The sequence below is a fragment of the Phytobacter sp. SCO41 genome (assembly GCF_003073275.1).
In the GTDB taxonomy this organism is placed as follows: domain Bacteria; phylum Pseudomonadota; class Gammaproteobacteria; order Enterobacterales; family Enterobacteriaceae; genus Phytobacter; species Phytobacter diazotrophicus.
This window is the reverse complement of the sequence record NZ_CP027225.1, coordinates 2,979,902-2,999,015: the sequence shown is the minus strand read 5'-3', so window position 1 is coordinate 2,999,015 and position 19,114 is coordinate 2,979,902. Positions and strand designations below refer to the sequence as shown.

At 49.0% G+C, this 19,114-nt stretch carries 23 protein-coding genes and 1 pseudogene; 14 read left to right on the top strand and 10 right to left on the bottom strand.

The window, feature by feature from the left end:
• The first annotated feature begins 378 nt into the window (after positions 1-378).
• From C5523_RS14530 to oppF, 6 genes are all read left to right on the top strand, one after another.
• Positions 379-1,026 carry a YchE family NAAT transporter gene (locus tag C5523_RS14530; protein WP_039079163.1) on the top strand — a complete coding sequence of 216 codons (648 nt, stop codon included), beginning with the start codon at positions 379-381 and terminating at the stop codon, positions 1,024-1,026.
• 781 nt (positions 1,027-1,807) lie between these two features.
• Positions 1,808-3,439 carry an oligopeptide ABC transporter substrate-binding protein OppA gene (oppA, locus tag C5523_RS14525; RefSeq protein ID WP_039079162.1) on the top strand — a complete coding sequence of 544 codons (1,632 nt, stop codon included), beginning with the start codon at positions 1,808-1,810 and terminating at the stop codon, positions 3,437-3,439.
• Between the two features lie 84 nt (positions 3,440-3,523).
• Entirely contained in the window at positions 3,524-4,444 is a 921-nt protein-coding gene (gene oppB / locus C5523_RS14520) for an oligopeptide ABC transporter permease OppB (protein WP_039079161.1), read from the top strand.
• Positions 4,445-4,458: 14 nt separating this feature from the next.
• Positions 4,459-5,367 (top strand): oligopeptide ABC transporter permease OppC, encoded by a 909-nt coding sequence (oppC, locus tag C5523_RS14515; protein ID WP_108701387.1) that lies wholly within the window; start codon positions 4,459-4,461, stop codon positions 5,365-5,367.
• Between the two features lie 11 nt (positions 5,368-5,378).
• Positions 5,379-6,392: an ABC transporter ATP-binding protein gene (locus C5523_RS14510; protein ID WP_039079159.1), complete on the top strand. Its 1,014-nt coding sequence runs from the start codon at positions 5,379-5,381 to the stop codon at positions 6,390-6,392.
• Positions 6,389-7,393, top strand: coding sequence for a murein tripeptide/oligopeptide ABC transporter ATP-binding protein OppF (gene oppF / locus C5523_RS14505; RefSeq protein ID WP_039079158.1), 1,005 nt, complete (start codon positions 6,389-6,391; stop codon positions 7,391-7,393). Before C5523_RS14510 ends, oppF begins: the two co-directional genes overlap by 4 nt.
• Before the next feature lie 37 nt (positions 7,394-7,430).
• On the opposite strand, the gene C5523_RS14500 is transcribed toward oppF, so the two are convergent.
• Positions 7,431-7,760, bottom strand: coding sequence for an HI1450 family dsDNA-mimic protein (locus C5523_RS14500; RefSeq protein WP_039076909.1), 330 nt, complete (start codon positions 7,758-7,760; stop codon positions 7,431-7,433).
• 34 nt (positions 7,761-7,794) lie between these two features.
• A complete protein-coding gene (cls, locus tag C5523_RS14495) occupies positions 7,795-9,255 on the bottom strand; it encodes a cardiolipin synthase (protein WP_039076985.1) in 1,461 nt (486 codons plus the stop codon).
• Positions 9,256-9,399: 144 nt separating this feature from the next.
• On the opposite strand from cls, the gene C5523_RS27260 reads away from it, so the two are divergent.
• The 5 genes and pseudogenes from C5523_RS27260 to C5523_RS14475 all read left to right on the top strand — a co-directional run bounded on the left by C5523_RS27260 (position 9,400) and on the right by C5523_RS14475 (position 11,796).
• The gene (locus C5523_RS27260; protein ID WP_125124753.1) at positions 9,400-9,573 is read left to right on the top strand and encodes a YciY family protein; all 174 of its coding nucleotides are present in this window, start codon (positions 9,400-9,402) and stop codon (positions 9,571-9,573) included.
• A gap of 65 nt (positions 9,574-9,638) precedes the next feature.
• The gene (locus C5523_RS14490; RefSeq protein WP_039076986.1) at positions 9,639-10,256 is read left to right on the top strand and encodes a LysE family translocator; all 618 of its coding nucleotides are present in this window, start codon (positions 9,639-9,641) and stop codon (positions 10,254-10,256) included.
• Positions 10,257-10,273: 17 nt separating this feature from the next.
• A complete protein-coding gene (locus C5523_RS14485; protein ID WP_039076910.1) occupies positions 10,274-10,612 on the top strand; it encodes a multidrug efflux SMR transporter in 339 nt (112 codons plus the stop codon).
• 405 nt (positions 10,613-11,017) lie between these two features.
• Positions 11,018-11,293, top strand: a pseudogene (locus C5523_RS14480) (IS3 family transposase); the annotation flags it as partial.
• A gap of 173 nt (positions 11,294-11,466) precedes the next feature.
• The gene (locus C5523_RS14475) at positions 11,467-11,796 is read left to right on the top strand and encodes a hypothetical protein (RefSeq protein ID WP_108701386.1); all 330 of its coding nucleotides are present in this window, start codon (positions 11,467-11,469) and stop codon (positions 11,794-11,796) included.
• A 208-nt stretch (positions 11,797-12,004) separates the two neighbouring features.
• On the opposite strand, the gene C5523_RS14470 is transcribed toward C5523_RS14475, so the two are convergent.
• Both C5523_RS14470 and C5523_RS14465 read right to left on the bottom strand, forming a co-directional pair.
• Positions 12,005-12,448 carry a lysozyme inhibitor LprI family protein gene (locus C5523_RS14470; protein WP_108701385.1) on the bottom strand — a complete coding sequence of 148 codons (444 nt, stop codon included), beginning with the start codon at positions 12,446-12,448 and terminating at the stop codon, positions 12,005-12,007.
• Positions 12,448-13,383, bottom strand: coding sequence for a hypothetical protein (locus tag C5523_RS14465; protein WP_108701384.1), 936 nt, complete (start codon positions 13,381-13,383; stop codon positions 12,448-12,450). Before C5523_RS14465 ends, C5523_RS14470 begins: the two co-directional genes overlap by 1 nt.
• Positions 13,384-13,581: 198 nt before the next feature.
• On the opposite strand from C5523_RS14465, the gene C5523_RS14460 reads away from it, so the two are divergent.
• Entirely contained in the window at positions 13,582-13,872 is a 291-nt protein-coding gene (locus tag C5523_RS14460; protein ID WP_108701383.1) for an antitermination protein, read from the top strand.
• 221 nt (positions 13,873-14,093) lie between these two features.
• On the opposite strand, the gene C5523_RS14455 is transcribed toward C5523_RS14460, so the two are convergent.
• Entirely contained in the window at positions 14,094-14,390 is a 297-nt protein-coding gene (locus tag C5523_RS14455; RefSeq protein ID WP_039076911.1) for a YciI family protein, read from the bottom strand.
• Positions 14,391-14,600: 210 nt separating this feature from the next.
• Between C5523_RS14455 and tonB the strand changes: the two genes are divergently transcribed.
• Positions 14,601-15,332, top strand: coding sequence for a TonB system transport protein TonB (tonB, locus tag C5523_RS14450; protein ID WP_108702327.1), 732 nt, complete (start codon positions 14,601-14,603; stop codon positions 15,330-15,332).
• 29 nt (positions 15,333-15,361) lie between these two features.
• Here the strand turns inward: tonB and yciA are convergent, their stop codons facing one another.
• From yciA to C5523_RS14430, 4 genes are all read right to left on the bottom strand, one after another.
• Positions 15,362-15,763: an acyl-CoA thioester hydrolase YciA gene (gene yciA / locus C5523_RS14445; RefSeq protein ID WP_107224635.1), complete on the bottom strand. Its 402-nt coding sequence runs from the start codon at positions 15,761-15,763 to the stop codon at positions 15,362-15,364.
• A 126-nt stretch (positions 15,764-15,889) separates the two neighbouring features.
• A complete protein-coding gene (locus C5523_RS14440) occupies positions 15,890-16,429 on the bottom strand; it encodes a septation protein A (protein WP_039076913.1) in 540 nt (179 codons plus the stop codon).
• Between the two features lie 41 nt (positions 16,430-16,470).
• On the bottom strand, positions 16,471-17,214 hold the full coding sequence (locus C5523_RS14435; RefSeq protein WP_108701382.1) for a YciC family protein: 744 nt from the start codon (positions 17,212-17,214) through the stop codon (positions 16,471-16,473).
• A 33-nt stretch (positions 17,215-17,247) separates the two neighbouring features.
• On the bottom strand, positions 17,248-17,643 hold the full coding sequence (locus tag C5523_RS14430; protein WP_039076915.1) for a YkgJ family cysteine cluster protein: 396 nt from the start codon (positions 17,641-17,643) through the stop codon (positions 17,248-17,250).
• A gap of 281 nt (positions 17,644-17,924) precedes the next feature.
• Between C5523_RS14430 and ompW the strand changes: the two genes are divergently transcribed.
• On the top strand, positions 17,925-18,560 hold the full coding sequence (gene ompW / locus C5523_RS14425) for an outer membrane protein OmpW (RefSeq protein WP_039076916.1): 636 nt from the start codon (positions 17,925-17,927) through the stop codon (positions 18,558-18,560).
• A 56-nt stretch (positions 18,561-18,616) separates the two neighbouring features.
• Here the strand turns inward: ompW and C5523_RS14420 are convergent, their stop codons facing one another.
• Positions 18,617-18,802 (bottom strand): hypothetical protein, encoded by a 186-nt coding sequence (locus tag C5523_RS14420; RefSeq protein WP_071194076.1) that lies wholly within the window; start codon positions 18,800-18,802, stop codon positions 18,617-18,619.
• Between the last annotated feature and the right edge of the window lie 312 nt (positions 18,803-19,114).

Here is a 19,114-nt window from a genome sequence, read left to right as displayed (position 1 = left end):
AACAAGTAGTTAACGCCTTGCCCAACCTAACTGATTTACTGAAAGAGCCTCAACGAAACATCATTCAAACTGATGGTTCTACTCCCTGACGACGTCTCCAAGAGTACTCACTTCTGAGTACCGATTACGTGATCTAAATCAAGTTACAGCAAAGCTGACACCTTTCAGCAGGCTGTTTTTGGGCATTTGTATCAAATGTTAATGATAAAAGGGCGGCGCCAACTAACATTATCATAATTAGTACAAATGCATAACATGCCGGGATGTAAGGAAGATGACAGGATTTATGGTGAGTTGTGCTGCAAATAATCGTATATTTAGCAGGGTCTTATTGTTTCTATACTTTCTTCTTTGCCTTGCAATGCTGCGGAGCACTCTGTGACTCAAACACTGTTTGACTTTCCTACCTGGTCTAAGTTTTTTATCGGCCTGTTCGCGCTGGTCAATCCTATTGGAATTATTCCTGTCTTTATTAGTATGACCAGCTATCAAACGGCTGGGGCGAGGAACAAAACTAATCTCACCGCGAACCTTTCCGTTGCCATTATTCTCTGGACGTCGCTTTTTCTGGGAGACGGGATTCTTCAGTTATTTGGTATTTCGATTGACTCGTTTCGTATAGCCGGGGGGATCCTGGTAGTCACCATAGCGATGTCGATGATCAGCGGCAAACTGGGTGAGGACAAACAAAACAAGCAAGAGAAATCAGAAACGGCGATCAGAGAGAGTATCGGCGTTGTGCCGCTGGCTTTACCTTTAATGGCAGGGCCGGGGGCCATCAGCTCGACTATTGTCTGGGGCACGCGCTACCACAGCGTGGAGTACCTCGCGGGATTTTCAGTGGCAATAGCTCTTTTTGCTTTTTGTTCCTGGGGCGTGTTCCGCATCGCTCCCTGGCTGGTGCGCCTGCTTGGGCAAACCGGGATTAACGTGATTACCCGTATCATGGGTTTATTGCTGATGGCACTCGGTATTGAATTCATCGTTGCAGGCGTTAAAGGGATATTCCCGGGTTTACTACACTGATTGCTGCCTGGTGAAATAATGCTGCGCAGGGCGTTCGAAACGCAGCATTATCAGCAAATCATATAACTAAAGTCAGAAAAAACCATAAATATAATAAATCAACATGATTTAAATAAGTGCTTTTATTTCAGTGCATTACATTTCGTTACATTGCCAGATGGCGAGAAATTAATCCAACAACACTGTTATTTCCCTCACACGATACTCTGGGGCTTGCTGTCAGATAATTGAAATGATATTAGTAATTTCGTCGCTCAGACAGACAAATGTGCTAGATAATAATCGAATGTTGATTTTTTGTGCAAAAAACGCGCAATCGTATTGCGAATGTAACAACACCGATGAATTGCTGTCTATCTGTATGATTTAAAATACTAATTTTTTATTTAAGCATGGTTGCGCGCTCTTGCAACACGGTTGTAAAGCCGAATAAAAGAGAATTAGTTAACAAATTTGCAAATTGTATTGGCGACGTAATGGGCCATTTGGTACTTTCCGGCCCTGTATTTATCTTAAGAATCTACGCAGATGAGAATTATTTTCAAATACAAATCTCATCCTGCAAATGCAAGAGAAACAGGCGTCTCGACAGGGGAGACGTGTAACAAAATCGACGTAAGGGCGCCATCCGAGCGGCTCGTAAGAAATAAAGTCGGTGATAGCAAGCAGTAAAACGATGCCTGACAGCAGCCAAAAGCTCCTGCGCTGTACAGGCCCCCTTTAGGGGACAAAACAGGCTGGCATTAATGTCAGTAATTATAATGAGTGGAGTATCAACACAATGTCCATCATCACAAAAAAAAGTCTCGTAGCGGCGGGCGTTCTCTCCGCGCTAATTGCAGGTAACGTAGCCATGGCGGCGGATGTTCCTGCTGGCGTTCAACTGGCAGAGAAGCAAACGCTGGTTCGTAATAACGGTTCGGAAGTACAGTCTCTTGATCCGCATAAAATTGAAGGCGTGCCGGAATCAAACATCAGCCGCGATCTGTTTGAAGGCCTGTTAGTCACAGATGTTGAAGGCCATCCAAGTGCTGGCGTCGCTGAAAAGTGGGAAAACAAAGATTTCAAAGTCTGGACCTTCCATCTGCGTAAAGACGCGAAATGGTCCGACGGTTCGCCGGTTACGGCACACGACTTCGTTTATAGCTGGCAGCGTCTGGCAGATCCAAAAACTGCATCCCCTTACGCCAGCTACCTGCAGTATGGTCACATTGCGAATATCGATGACATCATTGCCGGTAAAAAACCGACCTCAGACCTGGGCGTAAAAGCGCTTGATGATAATACCTTCGAAGTCACGCTGAGCGAACCGGTTCCTTATTTCTACAAACTACTGGTACACGCCTCTGTGTCGCCCGTTCCTAAAGCCGTTGTCGAGAAATTCGGTGATAAATGGACGCAGCCCGCGAATATCGTGACTAACGGTGCGTACAAACTGAAAGATTGGGTTGTCAACGAACGTATCGTGCTTGAGCGTAATACCAATTACTGGGATAACGCGAAAACGGTAATTAACCAGGTAACTTACCTGCCTATTTCCTCAGAAGTGACAGACGTTAACCGCTACCGCAGCGGTGAAATCGACATGACCTATAACAACATGCCGATTGAACTGTTCCAGAAACTGAAACAAGAAATTCCAAAAGAAGTCCACGTCGACCCGTACCTGTGTACTTATTATTACGAAATCAATAACCAGAAAGCGCCTTTTACTGACGTTCGTGTTCGTACAGCGCTGAAACTGGCTCTGGATCGTGACATCATCGTCAATAAAGTGAAGAACCAGGGCGATTTGCCAGCCTACAGCTACACCCCGCCATACACTGACGGTGCGAAACTGGTTGAGCCGGAATGGTTCAAATGGTCACAAGACAAACGTAACGCAGAAGCGAAAAAACTGCTGGCTGAAGCAGGCTACACGGCTGACAAACCGCTGACTTTCAACCTGCTGTACAACACCTCTGACCTGCATAAAAAACTGGCTATCGCGGTTGCTTCTATCTGGAAGAAAAACCTGGGTGTAGACGTCAAGCTGGAGAACCAGGAGTGGAAAACCTTCCTCGACAGCCGCCATCAGGGCACCTTTGACGTGGCGCGTGCAGGCTGGTGTGCGGACTATAACGAACCGACATCCTTCCTGAATACCATGCTGTCTGACAGCTCCAACAACACCGCGCACTATAAGAGCCCGGCCTTTGATAAGCTGATTACCGACACGCTGCAAGTCACCGACGAAGCGCAACGTACGGAGCTTTACACCAAGGCTGAACAGCAGCTCGATAAAGACTCTGCGATTGTCCCGGTGTATTACTACGTGAACGCCCGTCTGGTGAAACCGTGGGTGGGTGGTTATACCGGTAAAGACCCGATGGATAATATCTACGTTAAAAACTTGTATATTATCAAGCATTAATGGCAATGAGTGGGGCAGGGTAATCCTGTCCCACAGTGTCTTATTTCATCGCACTACAAAGGCACAGGCCAGAAGGTACGGGCAATGTTGAAATTTATCCTACGTCGCTGTCTGGAAGCGATTCCGACGCTATTTATTCTTATTACTATCTCATTCTTTATGATGCGTCTTGCGCCGGGTAGTCCTTTTACCGGTGAGCGTACGCTGCCGCCAGAAGTCATGGCGAATATCGAAGCGAAATATCATCTGAACGATCCGATTCTGACCCAGTACGCCAGCTATCTGAAACAGCTCGCGCACGGTGATTTTGGGCCGTCATTTAAATACAAAGATTACACGGTGAATGATCTGGTCGCGGCCAGCTTCCCTGTTTCTGCGAAATTAGGCGCTGCGGCGTTTTTACTGGCGGTGATTTTTGGCGTGAGTGCGGGCGTCATTGCCGCGCTGAAACAAAATACCAGATGGGACTATTCCGTGATGGGGCTGGCGATGACCGGGGTTGTGATACCGAGCTTCGTTGTCGCTCCGCTGCTGGTGATGATTTTCGCCATCACGCTTAAATGGTTACCCGCCGGGGGATGGAATGGCGGCGCGCCAAAATTCATGATCCTGCCGATGGTCGCATTATCTCTGGCCTATATCGCCAGTATTGCGCGTATAACGCGTGGCTCGATGATTGAAGTGCTACATTCAAACTTTATTCGTACCGCACGTGCGAAAGGCTTACCGATGCGCCGCATTATTTTCCGCCATGCGCTGAAACCCGCATTGTTGCCCGTGCTCTCCTATATGGGGCCCGCCTTCGTCGGTATTATCACCGGCTCAATGGTTATCGAAACGATTTACGGTTTACCCGGTATTGGCCAGTTGTTTGTGAATGGCGCATTGAACCGTGATTACTCGCTGGTATTAAGTTTGACCATACTGGTAGGGACGTTGACTATTGTATTTAACGCGATTGTCGATGTGCTGTATGCCGTTATCGATCCGAAAATTCGTTATTAACACTGGAGTACGCCATGATGTTAAGTAAAAAAAACAGCGAGGCGCTGGAAAACTTCAGTGAAAAACTGGAAGTAGAAGGTCGCAGTCTGTGGCAGGATGCACGACGTCGCTTTATGCACAACCGTGCAGCGGTCGCCAGCCTTATCGTCTTGTTCTTTATCGCGCTTTTCGTGGCCCTGGCGCCGATGCTATCGCAGTTTAGCTATTTCGATACGGACTGGGGCATGATGTCCAGTGCGCCTGATACAACCTCCGGGCACTATTTCGGGACGGATTCATCCGGCCGTGATCTCCTGGTGCGCGTAGCCATTGGTGGGCGTATTTCGCTTATGGTCGGTATTGCTGCCGCGCTGGTTGCGGTTATCCTGGGAACACTTTACGGATCACTGTCCGGTTACCTCGGCGGTAAAGTGGACTCTGTGATGATGCGTCTGCTTGAGATCCTCAACTCATTCCCGTTTATGTTCTTCGTTATCCTGCTGGTGACTTTCTTCGGGCAAAACATCCTGCTCATTTTTGTGGCTATCGGTATGGTTTCCTGGCTGGATATGGCGCGTATCGTCCGTGGTCAAACGCTGAGTCTGAAACGCAAAGAGTTTATTGAAGCGGCTCAGGTCGGTGGGGTATCGACGGGCAATATTGTCATTCGTCATATCGTTCCCAACGTGCTGGGTGTCGTGGTGGTGTATGCCTCGCTGTTGGTGCCGAGCATGATTCTGTTCGAATCGTTCCTGAGTTTCCTTGGCTTGGGAACGCAAGAGCCGCTAAGCAGTTGGGGCGCGTTGCTCAGCGATGGCGCGAACTCGATGGAAGTTTCCCCGTGGCTGCTGCTGTTTCCGGCAGGCTTCCTGGTGGTGACGTTATTCTGTTTCAACTTTATCGGCGATGGGCTGCGTGATGCTCTCGACCCGAAAGATCGTTAAGGAGTGCTGTTATGAGCAAGCATGAAACCTCATTGGCGCCACAGGCGCAGCAGCATTCGGGCATTCTTCTGGATGTTAACGATCTGCGTGTGACGTTTAAAACCCCGGACGGTGACGTTACGGCGGTAAACGACCTGAACTTTAGCCTGCGTGCCGGTGAGACTCTCGGCATTGTGGGTGAATCGGGTTCGGGTAAATCTCAGACCGCATTTGCACTGATGGGCCTGCTGGCATCGAACGGGCATATTGGTGGTTCGGCGAAATTCAATGGCAAAGAGATTCTGAACTTGCCTGAGCATGCGCTGAACAAATTGCGTGCCGAGCAGATTTCCATGATCTTCCAGGACCCGATGACCTCACTGAATCCGTATATGCGGGTCGGTGAGCAGTTAATGGAAGTGCTGATGCTACATAAAGGCATGGGTAAGGCCGAAGCATTTGAAGAGTCGGTCAAAATGCTCGACGCCGTGAAAATGCCGGAAGCGCGTAAGCGTATGCGCATGTACCCGCATGAGTTTTCCGGCGGGATGCGCCAGCGCGTAATGATTGCTATGGCATTAATGTGCCGGCCAAAACTGCTCATTGCCGACGAACCGACTACCGCACTGGACGTGACCGTACAGGCGCAGATCATGACGTTGCTCAATGAGCTTAAACGTGAATTCAACACTGCCATTATCATGATCACCCACGATCTCGGCGTGGTAGCGGGCATCTGTGACAAAGTGCTGGTGATGTACGCCGGGCGTACTATGGAATACGGCGTGGCGCGCGATGTGTTCTACCATCCGGCACATCCCTATTCGATCGGTCTGCTCAATGCGGTACCGCGCCTCGACGCCGAAGGTGAAGAGTTGCTGACCATCCCTGGTAACCCGCCGAACCTGCTGCGGTTGCCCAAAGGGTGTCCGTTCCAGCCGCGTTGCCCGCATGCGATGGAAATCTGTAACAGTGCTCCGCCGCTGGAGGAGTTTGCCCCAGGACGTTTGCGCGCCTGCTTTAAGCCGGTGGAGGAACTGGTATGAATGCCGTCACAGAAGAAAGAAAAGTACTCCTGGAAATTGCTGACCTGAAAGTCCATTTCGACATAAAAGACGGTAAGCAATGGTTCTGGCAGCCATCCAAAACACTGAAAGCGGTAGACGGCGTTACGCTGCGTCTGTATGAAGGGGAAACCCTCGGCGTGGTGGGCGAATCCGGTTGCGGGAAGTCGACCTTTGCCCGCGCGATTATTGGGCTTGTCAAAGCAACTGACGGCAAAGTGGCCTGGCTGGGCAAAGACTTGCTCGGGATGAAGCCTGATGAATGGCGCGACGTGCGCAGTGACATTCAGATGATTTTCCAGGACCCGCTGGCATCGCTGAACCCGCGTATGACCATTGGTGAAATCATCGCGGAACCGCTGCGTACTTATCATCCGAAAATGCCGCGTCAGGAAGTGCGTGACCGCGTCAAAGCCATGATGATGAAAGTGGGCCTGCTGCCAAACCTGATTAACCGCTACCCGCATGAGTTTTCCGGCGGCCAGTGTCAGCGTATCGGTATTGCCCGTGCGCTGATCCTCGAACCGAAGCTGATTATCTGTGACGAACCGGTTTCTGCACTGGACGTGTCAATCCAGGCACAGGTGGTCAACTTGCTGCAAAAACTGCAGCGGGAAATGGGGTTATCGCTGATCTTTATCGCCCACGATCTCGCGGTGGTGAAGCACATCTCCGATCGCGTGCTGGTCATGTATTTGGGACACGCGGTGGAGTTGGGCACCTATGACGAGGTGTACCACAATCCGCAGCACCCTTATACCAAAGCGCTGATGTCTGCTGTGCCAATCCCGGACCCGGATCTGGAAAAGAACAAGCAGATTCAGTTGCTGGAAGGGGATTTGCCTTCACCAATCAACCCGCCGTCGGGCTGCGTGTTCCGTACGCGTTGCCCGATTGCCGGACCCGAATGTGCGCAGACGCGCCCGGTGCTGGAAGGTAGCTTCCGCCATGCGGTCTCGTGCCTGAAGGTTGACCCGCTCTAAATGAAAAAGGCTGACGAAAGTCAGCCTTTTCTTTTTACTACTCGCGCCAGAGAATGTGGCACAACTTATGATCTTTCTCACGACAGAGAAGTACGCGGGCAAAGACATCGTTGATTTCGCCACCGTCGCTATCCGCGAGGCCAATCACCACCTCGGCGAAAAAGTCCGGGTTCAGATCGTAATCAACATGCTCTTGCCAGTCTTCGCTGGGATCAAACAATTCCGCACCGCCACGCTCTTCAAACTGAAGATTGAACAGAATGATATCTGCCGGGTCGAGATTATCCGCCGCAAGTTCGAGAAAAATATCGTAAGCCTGCTCCAGCGTTTCGTCTTCGCTCAGGCGGTTGTTCAGATCCATTTCCATAATGACTACCTGTTTAATATCATTTGGGCACGTTTTACAGCAATGGGCTAAAGAAGTAAAACAGTCGTTCTGCAATCCGGTGCCAGAACGGACGTTTAACCCACAGACGTGCGTCCAGCAAGCGAGACCGCGAAATATAATCATCCTGCACGGCCGCCAGATCGCTGCCAAAGCCGGTATCGTCGATAACCAGTGTAATCTCAAAATTAAGCCACAGACTGCGCATATCAAGGTTCACTGTTCCCACCAGGCTTAACTCGCCATCGACCAGCACGCTTTTCGTATGCAGAAGTCCGCCTTCAAACTGATAAATTTTTACCCCCGCAGCCAGCAGTTCGGTGAAAAAGGCCCGGCTGGCCCAGCCAACCAGCACCGAGTCATTCTTACGCGGCAGGATAATGCTGACGTCAACGCCTCGTTGCGCGGCGGTACAAATGGCATGCAGAAGGTCATCGCTGGGGACGAAATAGGGAGTCGTCATAATCAGGTATTCGCGCGAGGCATAAACCGCGGTCAATAATGCCTGGTGAATAAGGTCTTCCGGGAATCCCGGACCAGAGGCGATGGTGTGGATTGTGTGCCCGCTGGCCTGCTCAAACGGCATGATATTGGCATCCGGTGGCGGTGGGAGGATGCGTTTCCCGGTTTCTATCTCCCAGTCGCAGGAGTAGACGATCCCCATCGCGGTAGACACCGGGCCTTCCATCCTTGCCATTAAATCGACCCATTGACCGACGCCCGCATCCTGTTTGAAGAAGCGAGGGTCCACCATGTTCATACTGCCGGTATAGGCGATGTAATTATCGATAAGAATCATCTTGCGGTGCTGGCGCAAGTCCATCCGACGCAGAAACACACGCATCAGATTAACTTTTAACGATTCGACCACTTCTATACCTGAATTGCGCAGCATGCCGGCCCACGGACTGCGGAAAAACGCCACGCTGCCTGCTGAATCAAGCATTAAACGGCAATGCACACCGCGGCGGGCCGCCGCCATCAAGGATTCGGCGACCTGATCGGCCATTCCTCCTGGCTGCCAGATATAAAACACCATCTCGATGTTATGGCGGGCTAGCTGAATGTCGCGGATCAATGCCTGCATCACGTCATCTGAGGAGGTGAGCAACTGGAGCTGATTACCTTTCACCCCCGCAATGCCCTGACGCCGTTCGCAGAGTTTGAACAGAGAAGTGGCGACACTGCTGTTTTCAGTCGCGAAAATATGGTGATACGTCTTAAGGTCTTTTAACCACTTGGCAGTGGATGGCCACATCGCACGAGCGCGCTCGGCGCGGCGCTTACCAAGATGTAGTTCCCCAACGGACAGATAAGCGATAATCCCCACCAGAGGGAGAATATAAATAATCAGCAGCCATGCCATGGCAGAAGGGACCGCACGGCGCTTCATTAGAATACGCAGCGTCACACCAGCGATGAGCAGCCAGTAGCCCAAAAAGATCAGCCAACTCACAACCGTGTAGAAGGTTGTCATAACAAAAAAATCCTTTTGAAAATCTGATATAAGGAGTTTACGCATAAGGACTCATCTGGCAAACAAAAACGGCGCTGAAAAGGACTGGTCTGGTGACGTCCAGGGTTTATAATGGGGGTTCTTTGTTAGGAAAGAGTCGTAGAAATGAAGCGTAGTAGAACGGAAGTGGGGCGCTGGCGTATGTCCCGGCAGGCCAGTCGTCGCAAGGCGCGCTGGTTGGAAGGGCAGTCTCGTCGCAATATGCGTATCCACGCGATAAGAAAGTGTATTCTTAATCGGCATCGCAACGCGTTAGTTTTTGATTTTTACGGGTTCTGATGGTTCTGGGCACCTTTATGGTGCCCATTGTTTTTTATCTCTTACTCAAAAAGGGTGAATGCTGCATGACTGTTATTGATAGTTTGATTGCTTTTACCCTTGCGGCGACACTGCTGACGCTCACTCCGGGTCTCGATACCGCACTAATTTTACGTACTGCCGCGGTGGAGGGACGGAGTCAGGCATTTAAAGCAGCCTTCGGCATTAACACCGGTTGTCTCATCTGGGGGGCTGCCGTTGCCTTTGGCCTTGGGGCATTAGTTGCGGTGTCGGAACTGGCATACTCTATTCTCAAATATTGTGGCGCTGCCTATTTATGCTGGCTGGGCGTGAATATGCTCATTCGCCCGCGTACCGCTGTTTTCTCTGTTGCGGGTGAAGATAAAAAGCAGAACTGGTTTATTCGTGGCATGTTAGGCAATGTACTGAATCCGAAAATGGGTATTTTCTACGTCTCTTTTTTGCCACAGTTTATTCCGCATGGGCAGCCGCTTATTATTTGGACATTTGGCCTTGTGATGATTCATGTGGTGCTGGGAACCATATGGTCAACAACGTTAATCGCGGCGACGCGCCCACTGTCATCATTTTTACGTAAAGAAGCTGTTATACGCTGGATGGATCGCACAACCGGCGTTGTGTTTTTGCTTTTCGCAACCCGCCTTGCGCTAAGTAAACGTTAATTCGCCTTTGGATAACCATGAATAAAGAAGCCATTATTTTTCTCGCCCTGGCGATTGTCAGTGAAGTCATTGCGACCACTGCGCTTAAAAGTTCCGATAGTTTTACCCGCCTGGTGCCCAGCATCATCAGTATTGTTGGCTATTGTATTGCATTCTGGTGTCTGACCATCCCAATGCGCACTATACCTACCGGAGTGATTTACGCCGTCTGGTCCGGGGTAGGGATTGTATTGATTGGTACAGTGGGCTGGATTATTCACGGACAGAAACTGGATTTTCCGGCGATGCTGGGGATGGGGTTAATTATTGCCGGCGTGGTTATTATTAATTTGTTCTCAAAAACGATTACCCATTAAAAACGGATAATACAAAGGGGTATTATGACGCTTACCCCTTTGTTATTTCTGACAGTCAGAACACTTTCTTAAATTGTCATTCCGCCCGAGTTGATTGGTTTCACCCTAAAACGAACCGTTACCCCACACCCCCGATTTAACAGTCCTTCCGACTGAAAAACCTAACTTTTTGCTTATCATCGTTACATTGTATGTATCTTTGAGCAACGTATTTTGTGTACACTTTTGAGTACCAGAAAATGCCAGGTACACACAGGATGCTTACCGACACCAGACTAAAAAAATTACTCGGGAAAAGAAGGGAAGCGGTAGAGATAGAATCAGATTCTCATGGCTTGAATGCCCGAATCAGCCTGAATTGCCACAGGCTTAACAGACACCTCAGAGTCATTTAAGATGACTTAAGGTAGTCAGTACACAAGCTATGAATGGTAGTCGTTCCTGAAATCGCACGGACTGGAGGGCAGTATGAGTCTTCGCGGTAACCATCATGACAACGCGGTTGCAGAAAGCTTTTTCCAGCTACTGAAGTGTGAACGGATAAAGAAGAAGATCTACGGAACGAGAGACGAGGCCAGAAGCGATATTTTTGATCACATCGAAATGTCTTATAACAGTGAGCGTCGGCATGGTTCGAGCGAGCAGATGCCACCGGCTGAATATGAAAACCTATATTATTAACGGCTCAGAAGTGTCCAGATCATCCGTGTCGATTCAAGAAGCTGTTTCAGGGTATCTCCAAAGGAATACCAAGAACTGTGTTGATGCAGATATTTAATGACTATGGTGTAGCAAGTGAGAGGCCCTGGTTATATTGAGATGGTGGAATCCAATAAAAAATAAGGATGTATAGTATGCGGCTGAATATTGTCTTGTTAGTGACGTTATCGCTGGTAGGATGCGCGAAGAGTGAAATGCCCGTTCAGTGTAAAGGTTATGCCACTTTCCAACCTGTACCCAACGATGAGAATGTGAAACCAAAAACTGCAAGCATTAAATTGGATAAGTTACGTCAAAATGCAAACGGTACCTGGGATTTTCATCGAATTAACGGAAAAGGAATGACATCACAATCGGCGTGGATGAAGCCTACGGAATATGATCGCATTGAATGTACTCAGGGACCAGTTGAGCAACTCATGAGTTTAAAAAACCGCAAAGGGCAACCAGTGACAATGCTTTAATTTAATTGCTTTGATTTTCTAAAATTACCTGTTCATAATACCAGTGACAGCCTGAACAACTGACAGCCTGCGCGTCATCATAAGGACCTTATGGCGCAGCTAAACTGATGAGGCTTTCGTTAAGGGGATTCCCCGGCTTAAGTTAATGGCACCTATAAAATCGGACCGGGGAAGGGGAAATTATTGTGGTAACAACGAACTAATTAACTTACTCCAGGCTTGTCATTTTAATCATCTTTATTTCACTAATACGGCGGTTATTCATGTTTATATTGCACCCCGTAGAAGCTGCTCCCAGGAAGTGTGTTCCTTGTGCATCGGTTGTTGCTACATTGCAGTAATTGCCACGGTATTTTAACCATTCGCTCTGGCTCTTCTTGAAAGTATCGATCATACGCTTTTTACGATCTTCATCGCCCATCCACCATTTGGTGTAATCAAAACCTTCCATTTCTTTAAGCTTTGCGGTGTAAGCTTTGTTAAGTGAATCGTCTGCTTTATCGCTGATTTCTTCCAGACATTCGCTGTTGTTTTCACCGTATTTTTGGATGCAGGCATCTACATCTTTATTCGACGTAATACTATCATCAGCAGAAGCCAGCGAAGCATTAGATGCCAGTAACAGGGAAACTAAAACAAGGAGCTTTTTCATTACTGTAGGTTCCTTACTCTTATGTTTGTTCTTCTAACATCGCTGCTAAGATTACTGTCGTTGCGCAGATAATCGATGATTTTCTGTCTGCTACCACCTTCGGCCATGATTTTAACCATTTGTTGCGCCGTAGCGTTACCCTGATATAGCGTGTCAATAAAGGTATCTCTGATGGCTTGATCTAAGCTGTTCCAATTAAGAGCATTGGTAATGCCCAAGCGCCGCACCTGACGGTTGTAAACACCTTTTCCATATTCAATTTTTTCACGGTATGCTATTTCGAATAATCGTATTTGCTGCTGGTGTGTAATTTCACCTACGAACGGACCATACACTTTTACGAATTGATCTGCTTCTCGGTTCTTAAGCCCGGCAGCTTTTGCACACAGTTGGGCTTTATATTCCTCAATACCCGCCAGCCTGAGCGTCGCCAGAATTTCCCCCGCACTGCGATTACCCATATCGTATCCTCTGCCCAGAGTTACACCTGACCCGCCAACTGGTGGCCAGTGCAGTATTCTGGAAAAATATGGATATGGATTCTGCCTGAATGGTATCACTGCGGTGATATAATCTGTGCCTTCAGCATCAAACGTTGTCTGCCCGATGCTTACCCGAAGAGGGCCACTGATATTTTTGGGCCGCCAGTGGGGTGTGGTTGCTTCTTCCAGTGCCTGCATAAACCAGTTATCAGTAGCATTTATCAGTCCTGATGGTGATAAATTCAGCAATCGTTGATACCAGCGTATTGCTTCGACGGTATCAAGGTTACAACGCCCATCAGGTTGAATATGTCTTCCTGTCGCTACAGAATATCCGGCATCGACAACCTTCTGCTGGACAATTTTAACTTCTTTCGGATCGTTCGTTCCACAATCGCCTACTGAGGAAGTCAGCCTGAATACCCTGGGGGCATGTTGCTGGCTATGTCTCATTTGACTCTCCTTTTTCACGACATAATTCTGATTTATGCATAATACTTTTTTTGCACATTGCATTGTAACTGGCTTATTCATTGAAATCCCGCAATAGAAATTTTGAATATTAGGTATGTGCTGATTGCATAATGTTTCCCGTTTTGCTTTTCCGTACGCAACGCCACTGCATCAGAAAGTCTTACCGGCACTGACGTTATGGCTGGACTTGGCCTGTCCGGGGCGAAATGCGGATTCGGCTTTGATCTTTATCTGGCGAAAATTGGCATTAGCAGCCTCGAGCGGGCAATGGAGTATCTTTATGAGTCATCCGTCGAAATATCAAGACGCTATAAAGCCATTTCAGAGCTCAATGAAGGTGTACGCAGGAGAGTTCTAGAAATCATGTGTACTTTCATCTGCAAGGTAAGCCAGGCATTCTTCACGCGTTTGGACCTGGGTAAATCGTCCACACATGAACACCTCCGATTGGTCAGGTTTAAAGTATAGGAGATGGAAGAATGCCGAAAGGGCTAAAGCAGGATCGGGATGGTGCGAATTACTTTGGAGGCGCGAAGTGGATTGTTAACCGTGCGGGTGAGGACGGTACCCAATTTTGTGAGTAATAAAAAGGACACAAAAAATAACGTGTACTTCAATGTGTCCTTTTTTAAATAAATCAATATTTATATATTAGTAACATATTGGTTTATTTAAGTTAATTATCGTTTTTAGAAAACCTTTTTAAACGGCTTAACGATGACGTGCTGATAAACACCCGCCGCGACGTACGGGTCCGCGTCGGCCCAGGACTGCGCCGCTTCCAGAGATTCAAATTCTGCGATAACGGTTGAGCCGGTAAAACCCGCCGCACCCGGATCGTTACTGTCTACGGCTGGCATAGGGCCTGCCGTTAATAAACGACCTTCGTCATGCAGCAATTGCAGACGTGCCAGATGAGCCGGGCGCACGGAAAGGCGTTTTTCGAGGGAATCAGCAACGTCCTGTGAGAAAATTACATAAAGCACGGGTAGGGCTCCTTCATGATGAGAAAACAACTACGTTATGTGAATCCATAAGTGCCTGCAACGCAAAGATGATGGCGCGTGAATATCCTCTTTCAGAGTGCGCTTTTTTTAACCGTATGCGCGCAAAATCTGGGTCAGACGCGATGGCTGGTTGAATATGATTGCTATTTGCATTTAGAATCTAGCTTTGCTTTTTCAACTGAAACGATTATGACTTCAATGGCCCTTGATTTACCCCGTCGCTTTCCCTGGCCGACACTGTTGTCCGTCGGTATGCATGGCGCTGTCGTGGCGGCCATCTTGTATGCCTCGGTACATCAGGTTATTGAATTACCGGCACCCGCTGCGCCGATTACGGTGACCATGGTGACACCGGCAGAGCTGGAGCCGCCGCAGGCGGTGCAGCCACCACCAGAACCCGTTGTGGAGCCGGAACCCGAGCCGGAGCCCGTTCCCGAGCCGCCAAAAGAAGCGCCGGTGGTGATCCACAAACCTGAACCGAAGCCAAAACCTAAACCGAAGCCGAAACCGGAGAAAAAAGTCGAGCAGCCTAAGCGTGAAGCAAAACCGGTAGAATCCCGCCCGGCGGCACCGGTAGAAAGTAACGCTCCGCCGCGCCCGGCGATGAATAACGCGCCAGCCATCGCCACCAAACCTGTGCCGTCGGTCCCGGCAGGCCCGCGCGTATTAAGCCGCACCCAGCCTCAATATCCGCCGCGTGCACAAGCCTTACGTATTGAAGGACGTGTTCGCGTGAAATTTGACGTACTACAGGATGGCCGTATCGACAACGTGGAAATTCTTTCAGCACAGCCGGCGAACATGTTTGAGCGTGAGGTGAAAACGGCCATGCGTAAATGGCGTTATGAACCGGGTAAACCGGGCACCGGCATCACGGTTAATATTATCTTCCGTATGGACGGTGGAGCGACAATGGATTAAGCAAGGAAGCCTCCTGATGGAGGCTTTTTTTATGCCTGCACGGGCAGCGGTCGCGGTTTGCCGTCGTTATCCACGGCAACATATATAAACAGTGCCTCCGTGGCTTTATAACGTTGACCAATAGGTTCTGAGGCGACCTTTTTAATCCAGACTTCGACGTTGATGGTAACCGACGTATTACCGCGTTTCACACAACGCGCATAACAACACACCACATCGCCCACGGCGACAGGGCGCAGGAAACTCATGCCATCGACGCGGACAGTGACGACGCGTCCGTGGGCGATCTCTTTAGCAAGGATCGCACCGCCCATATCCATCTGCGACATCAGCCAGCCGCCAAAAATATCACCGTTCGCATTGGTATCTGCCGGCATTGCCAGTGTGCGCAGAACAAGTTCGCCCTGCGGTGCATCCTGAGTGTTAGACATGGTTATCTCATCAATGAAGAAGGGGGAATTCTGGCGGGATGCTACTATGGATTTATGGCTGAAAACAATTAGATAAGCTGATATGTAGAAAAAAAACCGGGCTGTGCCCGGTTTTTTATGTGCCACTCAGGGTTTATCGTCCTGCGGCATGTGACGATAGATATAAACACCGCTTAATACGGTAAAGATAAGGGTCAGCGCCGTTAAGCCAAACACTTTGAAATTCACCCAGATATTTTGTGGCAGCCAGAAGGCGATATAAATATTGGCCAGACCACAAAGGATGAAAAACAGCGCCCAGGCAAGGTTGAGGCGCTCCCATACTACCGGGGGCAGGGTGAGCTCTTTACCCAGCATGCGTTGGATAAGTGGTTTTTTCATTACCCACTGGCTAAACAGCAAGGCACCGGCAAACAGGGCGTAGATAACCGTGACTTTCCATTTAATGAATTCGTCATTGTGGAAGAAAATCGTCAGTCCACCGAAAACGGCCACCAGTACAAAAGTAATCAGCGCCATTTTTTCGACTTTACGGTAACGCACCCAACTATAAATCAGGACAACAGCCGTAGCGATGATCAAAGCTGTCGTTGCTGCATAAATGTCATACAGCTTGTAAAAAGCGAAAAACACCACCAGTGGGAGAAAATCAAGAAACTGCTTCATTCTACGGTTCCGTTAAATTGCCTGCTATCGCAGGCGAAAAATCACTGACGTATCAGCATATACAGGCGAAACAGATAAATGAGCAAAGCGACAGATATCATGTTGCTCACCGTGTTTGCGACCACCGCACCGACTTCCGGCGTAAGAAACGCTAAATTATGTGCAAACATCAGCAGTGCGATTTTTGCCAGCAACCAGCCGATGACCGCAGGCGCGACCAGACGCATATTGTTCCAGCCCAGACGCATACTGCCGCGCATCGCCGAGAAGACGCCCACGCGATCCTGAACCATCATCACCGGTGCGAACGCCAGCAAAATTGCCAGTAATACGCCGGGTACGAAGATGAACATCATGCCAATTTGCACCATAAAGGTTGTCAACATGAACAGGATAAACAGCGCGGGCAAAACCGGCGCACTGGCACCGATAGCACGAAGCGCGCTAACGCGTTGCCCTGCCGAGATCATCCGGATCATCATCAACGTGCTGCCCGCCAGGATGGCATTCCCGATCAAACCGGAGAAGGTGGCTGCCGCTGATAAGCGTAGCAATACCTGCTGCTGTTCCTGCGTCATATTGCGCACCAGGTCAAACAACCCGGTGCTTTCCGCCAGATAATCACCTTCACCCAGGATCGAAAGCTGGGCGTCACTGGGCGAAAAGACGCGCCCTAACAGCACTGTAATAAATGCACATAGAAGTGCAATCAGTAAAATGGTAACAAACTGATTACGAAAAAAATTCCCCGTGTCACGGTAAACGGATTCTGCCGTGATAGACATGCACTCTCCTTGAGTTCTGCAATGTTAAATTCATCACAATTGTACCCTGAAAGCGTCATCGGTGGCAGCCTCCGTGGATGTATGGAAAAGCATATCTTTGTAAAGCGGTGGTAATCCGTAATACGCACGGGCGCGATCGCAGGCCTCATTGGCCTCGTCATTCTCGCCCGACATCATAAATTCGCGGCAAGGAGATGGTCGTTGCTCATAAATACGGCAACGCGCTGACTCACCCGGAATGCCTTCCAGCGCGACACAATGGCTTCGCTTCTGATTGGTTCCGCGCATACAGCGTAAAAAGGGGGTGACAGGCTCAGTCAGTTGAGCCGGTACGGAACCGCCAGCGTCATCCGCCTCGGCCCAGTAGAAAGAGACACGAAAATAAGCACAACAGGCTCCGCACGACATGCACGGGTTGAGATCACTCATGGCGCACCTGCAATAACTACGCATCAATTCAAATTGTGAGTTCATTAAAGTAGACCCACGAACACGCGTCGGCAAGAGGGAACGATGACGATTTTTTTAGCAAGTTTAAACGGCAAAATTGATGTGAATACAAAAACTAAAAGTGTGGACTGGCAGTCAAAATTAACTCAGATCAATAAATGTTAAATTAACGAATGTAATGTGATCCAGATTGGATCACGATGTACTTATTTATAGGTATATTCACGGCGCCTATGAAAAACCACATACATGGAGTGGATATGAATAAATTAGCCGTGGCAGCATTGATCCTCAGCAGTCTTTCCGCAGGTGCGTATGCGCATGAAGCGGGGGAATTTTTCATGCGTGCCGGTTCCGCGACTGTGAGGCCGACGGAGGGATCGGATAATGTGTTAGGGAGTCTGGGAAGTTTTAACGTCGATAATAATACCCAGCTCGGACTGACCATGACGTATATGGCAACGGACAACGTTGGCGTGGAATTGCTGGCAGCGACGCCGTTTCGTCATAAAGTAGGGACCGGCCCAACCGGTAATATCGCAACCGTTCACCACTTGCCCCCAACGCTGATGGCACAGTGGTATTTTGGTGATGCCGCAAGTAAAGTCCGCCCGTATATTGGTGCGGGTATCAACTACACCATGTTCTTTGATGAAAAATTCAACGATACGGGTAAATCGGCTGGACTTTCTGATTTAAGCCTGAAAAATTCCTGGGGCGCGGCAGGACAGGTAGGGGTGGATTATTTAATTAACCGTAACTGGCTGATTAATGCCTCGGTCTGGTACATGGATATTGATACGGACGTTCGCTTTAAAGCGGGAGGCGCTCAGCAAAGCGTGAGTACGCGGCTCGATCCGTGGGTATTTATGTTCGCTGCTGGTTATCGCTTCTGACAGGCACTATAAAAAACTGGCCGCATAAGGGTGGCCAGTTTTTATCAACGAGAAATTCAGGTGAGTTTTTTCAGCACACCGTACGATCCCCAATTGATGACTATTGCGGCAATAACCCCTATAAGCCATGGAATACGTGAACCGGCAAAATAGTAATGGCCAATATAACTGCCAAGGGTGAAACAGGTGAAAATCGTCGCAATTGTAAACCAGCCTCTTATCAATGCGGCTTTATTAAACATATGGACATCCTTCCCATTAAAGACATCAGCGTCTGACGGATGATGAATACGCTACGTTGTTTACTGTCATCCGTGTCCCACATATCCGCGACATTATTAAGCCTTAGCGTTATGCAGGCAACGCAGAATTGACCCGCTATAGCCGTCGCGAGTCAGGATTGTGTTGTAGTTAACAGTCAGCCACCGGGTGAAGAAACGGGAAACGACAGGCCGCTGAAAAACGAATAATAAGACAGACGCATCAGCAAAGAATGAGTGCTATTGGTGAAATGGGGCTGTGCCGAAGGTGCAGACGCTGTTTCAGTGAGCGGA